Origin of the sequence: Streptomyces sp. NPDC101194, from assembly GCF_044767885.1 — a bacterium.
Classification (GTDB): Bacteria; Actinomycetota; Actinomycetes; order Streptomycetales; family Streptomycetaceae; genus Streptomyces.
Map to the genome: position 1 here is coordinate 45,105 of NZ_JBIWOS010000020.1, position 10,192 is coordinate 55,296.

9 protein-coding genes are annotated in these 10,192 nt (G+C 68.3%); 7 read left to right on the forward strand and 2 right to left on the reverse strand.

Going from position 1 to position 10,192, the window contains the following annotated elements; all coding sequences use genetic code 11:
- The first annotated feature begins 274 nt into the window (after positions 1-274).
- Genes ACIRP2_RS38675 through ACIRP2_RS38690 form a run of 4 tightly spaced genes read left to right on the forward strand, consistent with a single transcriptional unit; the run spans position 275 to position 5,110 of the window.
- Positions 275-2,488, forward strand: a complete 2,214-nt coding sequence (locus ACIRP2_RS38675) for a polyribonucleotide nucleotidyltransferase (protein ID WP_376279676.1) — start codon at positions 275-277, stop codon at positions 2,486-2,488.
- The gene (locus tag ACIRP2_RS38680) at positions 2,485-3,864 is read left to right on the forward strand and encodes a M16 family metallopeptidase (protein ID WP_404258457.1); all 1,380 of its coding nucleotides are present in this window, start codon (positions 2,485-2,487) and stop codon (positions 3,862-3,864) included. Before ACIRP2_RS38675 ends, ACIRP2_RS38680 begins: the two co-directional genes overlap by 4 nt.
- Before the next feature lie 22 nt (positions 3,865-3,886).
- Positions 3,887-4,639, forward strand: coding sequence for a 4-hydroxy-tetrahydrodipicolinate reductase (gene dapB, locus ACIRP2_RS38685; RefSeq protein WP_404258458.1), 753 nt, complete (start codon positions 3,887-3,889; stop codon positions 4,637-4,639).
- 12 nt (positions 4,640-4,651) lie between these two features.
- Positions 4,652-5,110, forward strand: coding sequence for a hypothetical protein (locus ACIRP2_RS38690; RefSeq protein WP_404258459.1), 459 nt, complete (start codon positions 4,652-4,654; stop codon positions 5,108-5,110).
- A 143-nt stretch (positions 5,111-5,253) separates the two neighbouring features.
- Here ACIRP2_RS38690 and ACIRP2_RS38695 read toward each other — a convergent pair whose 3' ends face one another.
- A complete protein-coding gene (locus ACIRP2_RS38695) occupies positions 5,254-5,805 on the reverse strand; it encodes a hypothetical protein (protein WP_404258460.1) in 552 nt (183 codons plus the stop codon).
- 94 nt (positions 5,806-5,899) lie between these two features.
- Positions 5,900-6,139: a hypothetical protein gene (locus ACIRP2_RS38700; protein WP_404258461.1), complete on the reverse strand. Its 240-nt coding sequence runs from the start codon at positions 6,137-6,139 to the stop codon at positions 5,900-5,902.
- Between the two features lie 186 nt (positions 6,140-6,325).
- Here ACIRP2_RS38700 and thyX point away from each other — a divergent pair, with 186 nt between their 5' ends.
- The 3 genes from thyX (at position 6,326) to ACIRP2_RS38715 (ending at position 9,929) form a co-directional block, all read left to right on the forward strand.
- A complete protein-coding gene (thyX, locus tag ACIRP2_RS38705; protein ID WP_266749048.1) occupies positions 6,326-7,063 on the forward strand; it encodes an FAD-dependent thymidylate synthase in 738 nt (245 codons plus the stop codon).
- A 152-nt stretch (positions 7,064-7,215) separates the two neighbouring features.
- Positions 7,216-8,115, forward strand: a complete 900-nt coding sequence (dapA, locus tag ACIRP2_RS38710; protein WP_404258462.1) for a 4-hydroxy-tetrahydrodipicolinate synthase — start codon at positions 7,216-7,218, stop codon at positions 8,113-8,115.
- Between the two features lie 128 nt (positions 8,116-8,243).
- Complete coding sequence (locus ACIRP2_RS38715; RefSeq protein WP_404258463.1) at positions 8,244-9,929, forward strand: ribonuclease J; 1,686 nt, start codon at positions 8,244-8,246, stop codon at positions 9,927-9,929.
- The last annotated feature ends 263 nt before the right edge of the window (positions 9,930-10,192 follow it).

Sequence of the window (10,192 nt, forward strand, 5' to 3'; positions counted from 1 at the left end):
ACAGGAATGCGTACGTACGCAGGTGCGGGATGTGGCGCGTCCGCCCGCACCACCGGAATGCCAAGCTGAGCCGAATCTCAGTAACCTGGTCGCAGAACGACCGGACGAGCGAGAAGCAGACCTCCCCGCCGCCGGTCCTCGGTAGTGGCCCCCGGACTCATCGACCCGGGTGCTTCGATCGAAGACCGGCCCCCCGATGGAGGGCTTCTCCGCTACCGTCCCCCGCCACACGGGCGTGGGGGCGAGAAGACGATATGTATCGGAGAAAACGCTAGTGGAGAACGAGACCCACTACGCCGAGGCCGTTATCGACAACGGAACCTTCGGCACCCGCACCATCCGCTTCGAGACGGGCCGCCTGGCCAAGCAGGCCGCAGGCTCCGCCGTCGCGTACCTGGACGACGACACCATGGTGCTGTCGGCCACCACCGCTTCCAAGAAGCCCAAGGACCAGCTCGACTTCTTCCCCCTCACGGTGGACGTCGAGGAGCGGCAGTACGCCGCGGGCAAGATCCCCGGCTCCTTCTTCCGTCGTGAGGGCCGGCCCTCCGAGGACGCGATCCTCACCTGCCGCCTGATCGACCGACCGCTGCGCCCCTCCTTCAAGAAGGGCCTGCGCAACGAGATCCAGATCGTCGAGACGATCATGGCGCTCAACCCCGACCACCTGTACGACGTGGTCGCGATCAACGCCGCCTCCTGCTCCACGCAGCTGGCCGGCCTGCCCTTCTCCGGCCCGGTCGGCGGCACCCGTGTCGCCCTGATCAAGGGCCAGTGGGTCGCCTTCCCGACGCACACCGAGCTCGAGGACGCCGTCTTCGACATGGTCGTCGCCGGTCGCGTCCTGGAGGACGGCGACGTCGCGATCATGATGGTCGAGGCCGAGGCCACCGAGAAGACCATCCAGCTGGTCAAGGACGGCGCCGAGGCCCCGACCGAAGAGGTCGTCGCCGCCGGTCTCGAAGCCGCGAAGCCCTTCATCAAGGTCCTCTGCAAGGCCCAGTCGGACCTCGCCGCCAAGGCCGCCAAGCCCACCGGCGACTTCCCGGTCTTCCTGGACTACCAGGACGACGTCTTCGAGGCGCTCGCCGCCGCCGTCACGTCCGAGCTGGCCCAGGCGCTCACCATCGCCGGCAAGCAGGACCGCGAGACCGAGCTGGACCGCGTCAAGGAGATCGCCGCCGAGAAGCTCCTCCCGGCCTTCGAGGGCCGCGAGAAGGAGATCTCCGCCGCGTACCGTGCGCTGACCAAGAAGCTGGTCCGCGAGCGCGTCATCAAGGACAAGGTCCGCATCGACGGCCGTGGCGTCACGGACATCCGTACGCTCGCCGCCGAGGTCGAGGCCATCCCGCGCGTGCACGGTTCGGCGCTGTTCGAGCGTGGCGAGACCCAGATCCTGGGCGTCACCACCCTCAACATGCTCCGTATGGAGCAGCAGCTGGACACCCTCTCCCCGGTGACCCGCAAGCGCTACATGCACAACTACAACTTCCCGCCGTACTCCGTCGGTGAGACCGGCCGCGTGGGCTCGCCCAAGCGCCGCGAGATCGGCCACGGCGCGCTCGCCGAGCGCGCCATCGTGCCGGTGCTGCCGACGCGCGAGGAGTTCCCCTACGCGATCCGCCAGGTCTCCGAGGCGCTGGGCTCCAACGGCTCGACGTCCATGGGCTCGGTCTGCGCCTCCACCATGTCGCTGCTGAACGCCGGTGTGCCGCTCAAGGCCGCCGTCGCCGGTATCGCCATGGGCCTGATCTCCCAGGAGATCGACGGCAAGACCCACTACGTCGCCCTCACCGACATCCTCGGTGCGGAGGACGCCTTCGGTGACATGGACTTCAAGGTCGCCGGAACGAAGCAGTTCGTGACCGCGCTGCAGCTCGACACCAAGCTCGACGGCATCCCCGCCTCGGTCCTGGCAGCCGCGCTGAAGCAGGCCCGTGACGCCCGCCTCCACATCCTCGACGTGATGAACGAGGCCATCGACGTCCCGGACGAGATGTCCCCGAACGCCCCGCGGATCATCACCGTCAAGATCCCGGTGGACAAGATCGGTGAGGTCATCGGCCCCAAGGGCAAGATGATCAACCAGATCCAGGAGGACACCGGCGCCGACATCACGATCGAGGACGACGGCACCATCTACATCGGTGCCGCCGACGGACCGGCCGCCGAGGCCGCCCGCGCCACGATCAACTCGATCGCCAACCCGACCATGCCGGAGGTCGGCGAGCGCTACCTGGGTACGGTCGTCAAGACCACCACCTTCGGTGCCTTCGTCTCCCTCATGCCGGGCAAGGACGGCCTGCTGCACATCTCGCAGATCCGCAAGCTCGCCGGTGGCAAGCGTGTGGAGAACGTCGAGGACGTGGTCGGTGTCGGCACCAAGGTCCAGGTCGAGATCGCCGAGATCGACTCCCGCGGCAAGCTCTCCCTGATCCCGGTCATCGAGGGTGAAGAGGACGAGAAGAAGGACGACGCCGCCAAGTGACGTCCCGTAGTTCCGCGACGACGGCCCGTGCCTCCTCGAAGGCGCGGGCCGTCGCCCGTACCCAAACGCTCCTCAAGGGCAGCAACGGCATCGGTACGGTCCGCCGCACCGTCCTCCCCGGCGGTCTCCGGGTCGTCACGGAGACCCTGCCCTCCGTCCGCTCCGCCACCTTCGGGATCTGGGCCAATGTCGGATCACGCGACGAGACCCCCACCCTGAACGGTGCGACGCACTACCTCGAACACCTCCTCTTCAAGGGCACCGCCAAGCGCAGCGCCCTCGACATCTCCGCCGCCATCGACGCGGTCGGCGGCGAGATGAACGCCTTCACGGCGAAGGAGTACACCTGCTACTACGCGCGGGTCCTCGACACGGACCTGCCGCTGGCCATCGATGTCGTCTGCGACATGCTGACCGGCTCGCTGATCACCGCCGAGGACGTCGACGCCGAGCGCGGCGTCATCCTCGAAGAGATCGCCATGACCGAGGACGACCCGGGCGACTGCGTGCACGACCTGTTCGCGCACACGCTGCTCGGCGACACCCCCCTCGGCCGCCCGGTCCTCGGCACCGTCGACACCATCAACGCGCTCGACCGCGGCCGGATCGCCCGCTTCTACAAGAAGCACTACGACCCCACCCATCTGGTCGTCGCCGCCGCGGGCAACATCGACCACGCCACGGTCGTGCGCCAGGTCCGCAAGGCCTTCGAGCGGGCGGGCGCGCTGTCCCGCACCGACGCCGTCCCGGTCGCTCCGCGCGCGGGCTCCCGCACCCTGCGCACCGCGGGCCGCGTCGAGCTGCTGAACCGCAGGACCGAGCAGGCCCACGTCGTCCTCGGCGTCCCCGGTCTGGCCCGCACCGACGACCGCCGCTGGGCGCTCGGCGTTCTCAACACCGCCCTCGGCGGCGGCATGAGCTCGCGCCTCTTCCAGGAGGTACGGGAGAAGCGCGGCCTCGCCTACAGCGTCTACTCGTACACCTCGGGCTTCGCCGACTGCGGTCTCTTCGGCGTGTACGCGGGCTGCCGACCCAGCCAGGTCCACGACGTCCTCAAGATCTGCCGTGACGAGCTGGACCGAGTGGCGTCCGAAGGACTGAGCGACGAGGAGATCGGCCGCGCCATCGGGCAGCTGTCCGGCTCCACGGTCCTCGGCCTGGAGGACACCGGCGCGCTGATGAACCGTATCGGCAAGAGCGAACTGTGCTGGGGCGACCAGATGTCGGTCGACGACATGCTGGCCCGGATGGCGCAGGTCACCCCCGATGACGTCCGCGCGGTGGCGGGCGAGGTCCTCGGACACCGCCCCTCGCTCTCCGTCATCGGCCCGCTCAAGGACAAGCAGGCCGACCGCCTCGACGAAGCGGTCTCCTAACTCCTCGTAAGGAAGCAGAGCAATGAGCAAGCTGCGCGTGGCCGTTCTCGGCGCCAAGGGCCGCATCGGGTCCGAGGCGGTACGGGCGGTCGAGGCCGCCGACGACATGGAGCTGGTGGCCGCCCTGGGCCGCGGCGACAAGCTGGAGACCCTCGTGGACTCCGGCGCCCAGGTCGTCGTCGAGCTCACCCATCCCGCGTCGGTGATGGGCAACCTCGACTTCTGCGTCCGGCACGGCATCCACGCCGTCGTCGGTACGACGGGCTGGTCCGAAGAGCGGCTCGCGCAGCTGAACACCTGGCTCGCCGGCTCCCCGGAGACCGGTGTGCTCATCGCGCCGAACTTCTCCATCGGCGCCGTCCTCACGATGAAGTTCGCGGAGCAGGCCGCCCGGTACTTCGAGTCCGTCGAGGTCGTCGAACTGCATCACCCGAACAAGGCCGACGCCCCCTCGGGCACCGCCACCCGCACCGCCCAGCTGATCGCCGAGGCCCGGCGGAAGGCCGGCTGCGCCCCGCAGCCGGACGCCACCGCCACGGCCCTCGACGGTGCCCGCGGCGCGGATGTCGACGGGGTTCCGGTCCACTCGATCCGGCTGCGGGGTCTCCTCGCCCACCAGGAAGTGCTGCTCGGCGGCGAGGGCGAGACGCTCACCATCCGCCACGACTCCCTGCACCACAGCAGCTTCATGCCGGGCATCCTGCTCGGCGCGCGCCGTGTGGTGACCACTCCGGGTCTCACGTTCGGCCTGGAACACTTCCTCGACCTGAACTGACTGAGCCCCGCCATGCGCGCAAAGATCACCTACTTCGTCACCGCTGCCGTCCTGGTCTTCTACTTCGCCCTGGTCGGCAGCCGTGGCGTCCTGCTCATCCGGCACGGCACACTGCTGACGGTCGCCTTCGGGGTCGCGGTGCTGATCCTGCCGGTGATCGGTGTCTGGTTCCTCTGGAAGAACACCCAGTTCGTGGCGCGGGCCAACGCGCTGGCCGCGGAACTCGACGCGGAGGGCGGTCTGCCGGTCGACGAACTGGTCCGTACCCCGTCCGGTCGCATCGACCGCGCCTCGGCCGACGCCGTGTTCGAACGCCGCCGTGAGGAGACGGAGGACGCTCCGGACGACTGGCGCTGCTGGTTCCGCCTGGCCGTCGCTTATCAGGACGCCAGGGACACCCCTCGGGCCCGCAAGGCCATGCAGCGGGCCATCGCCCTGCACACGAAGGCCACCCGGCCCAGCACGCCCTGATCCGGACGGACGGGGCCGACCGGCCGCCCGATCCGGACGCATCGGCCCGGATCAGGCGGCGGGTCGGTGGTCGAGGACATCCTGCGAGCCCGCCCGGCGACGGAGGACGAACCGGTCACCGACCGGCCCCGCCGCCCCGTGCCTCAGTCCCGCCGGTACTCGTCGCCCCACGCCTCGACCGTGTCGGCAGCACGGTCGAACGCCTCGCCCCGTGTCAGGAAATCCGCGTTGCTGTCGGTGAGCAGCGGCGGAATCGCCTCGCCTCCACGGCGTACGACGATCAGCGCCTGGCCCTGTACCGTGCGCGGAAAACCGAGCCACTTCACCGGCTGCTGCACCGTACGGACGGCCGTGACCCGGTTCCACGGCACGGTCGTCGTCGTGAAGAAGCCCACCCGGCGCACGCCGTGCCGACTCACCCAGGCGCCGACCCGCAGCAGCCGCAGGGCACAGGCGATGACCAGGAGGGCCAGTCCCAGGCAGACGGCGGCGCCCGGCAGCGCCCCGGCGAACGCGGTGATCATCCCTGCGAACAGGATGAACGAGGCGAACAGCAGCAGGAAGGCCGCGGCCGCGACCCGCCAGGGCCCGGGGCGGTAGGGACGCCGCCAGTCGTCGTGGTCGTCGAACGGCAGCGCGATGTCCTCGGCGCTCGCGTCAAACGCGCGGTCGGCCGTCAGAAAGGGCAGGGGCACGACTGATCCTCACTCACAAGCACGCTCGATTGCTGTGCCCGGTGAGGCTATCGAGGAGATCACCGACGGGACCACCCCAGGGGGTCCGCTCGAGTCAGCTCCCCTGCGAGGCCTGGGTCTGCTGGGTGTCCGACGGGCCCTGGGCGGGACTCAGGGCGGGCAGGCCGAGGATCAGCGACCCCACGAGGCCCGCGACGACCGTCAGCCCGATGAGGGAGCGGCCTGCCAGCTGGGAGACGCTGCTGCGCTCCCGCGGGGGCGGGGTGACGTTACTGCGGAATCGGTCGGCCTCGGCTACGAACGAGAACGGGACGGATTCACGCCGGCGGAACATGAGGTAACTCTCCTTGAACTCTGTAGCGGATGCTGCTACTGAGTCAGACGCGCGACAGGCCCGTTCGGTGCCCTGAATCGCCGAATTCGTCGAAGAAATCCCTGGGCAGCCCTTCCTGCCCTCGTTGTCAGTGGCGGCCCGTAGAGTGGGCGCCGCCCGAGCGACGCAATTGGAAGGACCCCGCCGGTGACCGAGACCCCCGAGCCCGCAAAGCCCAGCTTCCGCAGCGATGTCACCGTCGAACTGGTGAAACACGCCGCAGGCGACTCCGACGTGCTGTTCGCGGCCCGTGTCTCCACGGCCGGTGAGCAGTCCTTGGAGGAGGTCACGAAGGACCCTGAGCGCTCCAAGGGACTCATCAACTTCCTGATGCGTGACCGGCACGGCAGCCCGTTCGAGCACAACTCGATGACCTTCTTCATCAGCGCCCCGATCTTCGTGTTCCGCGAGTTCATGCGCCACCGTGTCGGCTGGTCGTACAACGAGGAATCGGGCCGTTACAGGGAGCTGGAACCGGTCTTCTACGTTCCGGGGGAGTCTCGCAAGCTCGTCCAGCAGGGCCGCCCCGGCAAGTACGAGTTCGTCGAGGGCACCCAGGCCCAGCAGGAGCTCACCGGCCGCATCATGGAGGACTCCTACCGCCAGGCGTACGAGGCGTACCAGGAGATGCTCGCCGCGGGAGTGGCCCGCGAGGTCGCCCGCGCGGTGCTCCCCGTGGGCCTGTTCTCCTCGATGTATGCCACATGCAACGCCCGCTCCCTGATGCACTTCCTCGGCCTGCGCACTCAGCACGAGCTGGCGAAGGTGCCGTCCTTCCCGCAGCGCGAGATCGAGATGGTCGGCCAGCAGATGGAAGAGCACTGGGCCCGGCTCATGCCGCTCACCCATGCAGCCTTCAACAAGAACGGACGTGTGGCCCCGTAAGCGGTGTCCGTATTGCGGCGTTTCGTGAAGTTCATCTAGGCTGATCAAACGGACCCGGCACTGCTTGAACCCCCGAGCAGGCAGTGCCGGGCTCCTCTTGCGTGTCCCCCCGAGGGGGCACTCGGCGTCGAGCAACGAGTAGCGTGTTACCCATGGCTCCGATCTCCACTCCGCAGACCCCCTTCGGGCGGGTCCTCACCGCTATGGTCACGCCCTTCACGGCGGACGGTGCACTCGACCTCGACGGCGCCCAGCGGCTCGCCACCCATCTGGTGGACGCAGGCAATGACGGCCTGATCGTCAACGGCACCACCGGCGAGTCCCCGACCACCAGCGACGCGGAGAAAGACCAGCTCGTACGGGCGGTACTGGAGGCGGTGGGAGACCGGGCCCACATCGTCGCCGGCATCGGTACCAACGACACCCGGCACAGCATCGAACTCGCCCGCACGGCCGAACGCTCGGGTGCCCACGGCCTCCTCGCCGTGACGCCGTACTACAACAAGCCGCCGCAGGAAGGTCTCTTCCGCCACTTCACGGCCGTCGCCGACGCCACCGGTCTCCCGGTGATGCTCTACGACATTCCCGGCCGCAGCGGTGTGCCGATCGACACAGAGACGCTGGTGAGGCTCGCCGAGCACCCGCGCATCGTCGCCAACAAGGACGCCAAGGGCGACCTCGGCCGCGCCAGCTGGGCGATCACCCGGTCCGGCCTCGCCTGGTACTCCGGCGACGACATGCTGAACCTGCCGCTCCTGTCGGTCGGCGCCGTCGGCTTCGTCTCCGTCGTCGGCCATGTCGTCACTCCCGACCTGCGCGCCCTCATCGAGGCGTACCTCGGCGGCGACGTCCAGAAGGCCACGGAGATCCACCAGAAGCTCCTGCCTGTCTTCACCGGCATGTTCCGCACCCAGGGCGTGATCACCACCAAGGCCGCGCTGGCGCTCCAGGGTCTCCCCGCGGGCCCGCTGCGCCTCCCCCTGGTGGAACTCACCCCGCAGGAAACGGCGCAGCTCAAGATCGATCTCGCCGCCGGTGGGGTAGAGCTGTAACCACAGACTTCACAACTGAATAAGCGAAGAACACTCGCAAGAGCGACATACAGACAACAGCAAGTGCACGAATGACATGCGCGCCACGTGCCCAAGCGGTACGTGGCGCGCGTGGTAAGGAGAGTCTTTTGAGTCATCCGCACCCCGAACTCGGCACCCCGCCGAAGCTCCCGAAGGGCGGCCTCCGCGTCACCCCACTGGGCGGCCTCGGTGAAATCGGCCGCAACATGACGGTATTCGAATACGGCGGCCGCCTGCTCATCGTCGACTGCGGAGTTCTCTTCCCCGAGGAGGAGCAGCCCGGCATCGACCTGATCCTGCCGGACTTCACCACGATCCGGGACCGTCTCGACGACATCGAGGGCATCGTCCTCACGCACGGCCACGAGGACCACATCGGTGGTGTCCCGTATCTGCTGCGCCTGAAGCCGGACATCCCCCTCATCGGCTCCAAGCTGACCCTCGCGCTGATCGAGGCGAAGCTGCAGGAGCACCGCATCCGCCCCTACACCCTCGAAGTCGCGGAGGGTCAGCGCGAGCGCATCGGCGTCTTCGACTGCGAGTTCGTCGCGGTCAACCACTCGATCCCGGACGCGCTCGCGGTCGCCATCCGCACGCCGGCGGGCATGGCCGTCGCGACCGGCGACTTCAAGATGGACCAGCTCCCGCTGGACGGCCGACTCACCGACCTGCACGCGTTCGCCCGGCTGAGCGAGGAAGGCATCGACCTCCTCCTCTCCGACTCGACCAACGCGGAGGTCCCCGGCTTCGTGCCGCCCGAGCGGGACATCTCCAACGTCCTGCGCACGGTCTTCGCCAACGCCCAGAAGCGCATCATCGTGGCGAGCTTCGCCAGCCACGTGCACCGCATCCAGCAGATCCTCGACGCGGCCCACGAATACGGCCGCAGGGTCGCCTTCGTCGGCCGTTCCATGGTGCGCAACATGGGCATCGCCCGTGATCTGGGCTATCTGAAGGTCCCCGCGGGCCTGGTGGTCGACGTCAAGACCCTGGACGACCTGCCGGACGACGAGGTCGTGCTCGTCTGTACGGGATCCCAGGGCGAGCCGATGGCGGCACTCTCCCGCATGGCCAACCGCGACCATCAGATCCGGATCGTGCAGGGCGACACGGTGATCCTGGCGTCGTCCCTGATCCCGGGCAACGAGAACGCGGTCTACCGCGTGATCAACGGCCTGACGCGCTGGGGGGCCAATGTCGTCCACAAGGGCAACGCAAAGGTCCATGTCTCGGGCCACGCCTCGGCCGGCGAGCTGCTGTACTTCTACAACATCTGCAAGCCGAAGAACCTGATGCCGGTCCACGGCGAATGGCGCCACCTGAGGGCCAACGCCGAACTGGGTGCGCTCACCGGCGTGCCCAAGGACCACATCGTCATCGCCGAGGACGGCGTCGTCGTCGACCTCGTCGACGGCAAGGCCAAGATCGTCGGCAAGGTCCAGGCGGGCTACGTGTACGTCGACGGCCTCTCGGTCGGCGATGTCACCGAGACCTCCCTCAAGGACCGCCGGATCCTCGGTGAGGAGGGCATCATCTCCGTCTTCATCGTGGTCGACAGCTCCTCCGGCAAGATCACGGGCGGCCCGGACATCCATGCCCGTGGCTCCGGCATCGACGACTCGGCGTTCAGCGCCGTCGTGCCGAAGATCGAGGAAGCGATCAACAGGTCCGCCCAGGACGGTGTGATGGAGCCCCACCAGCTCCAGCAGTTGGTCCGCCGCACGCTGGGCAAGTGGGTCTCCGACACCTACCGTCGGCGACCGATGATCCTTCCCGTCGTCGTCGAGGTCTGACCCCGACAGGCGCGAACTCCGGAGCGGGGCCCCCGATTTGCATCGGGGCGCCCCGCTCCAGTACGTTTACGGCTCCGCCTGACCGGGAAGCACCGCGCACACTCGTGTGCAGTGGTCGCCCCGAACGGGGCGGAAATTCCGACCGAGAAGTTCTGATAAAGTCGGGTCCGCCGAAAGGCAAGGCCATTCCAATCGGCCACCGGAATTCAAATTCGAACCGGAAACGGTGAGAAAAGAGTCTGGTAAGGTTGGAACCGCCGGAA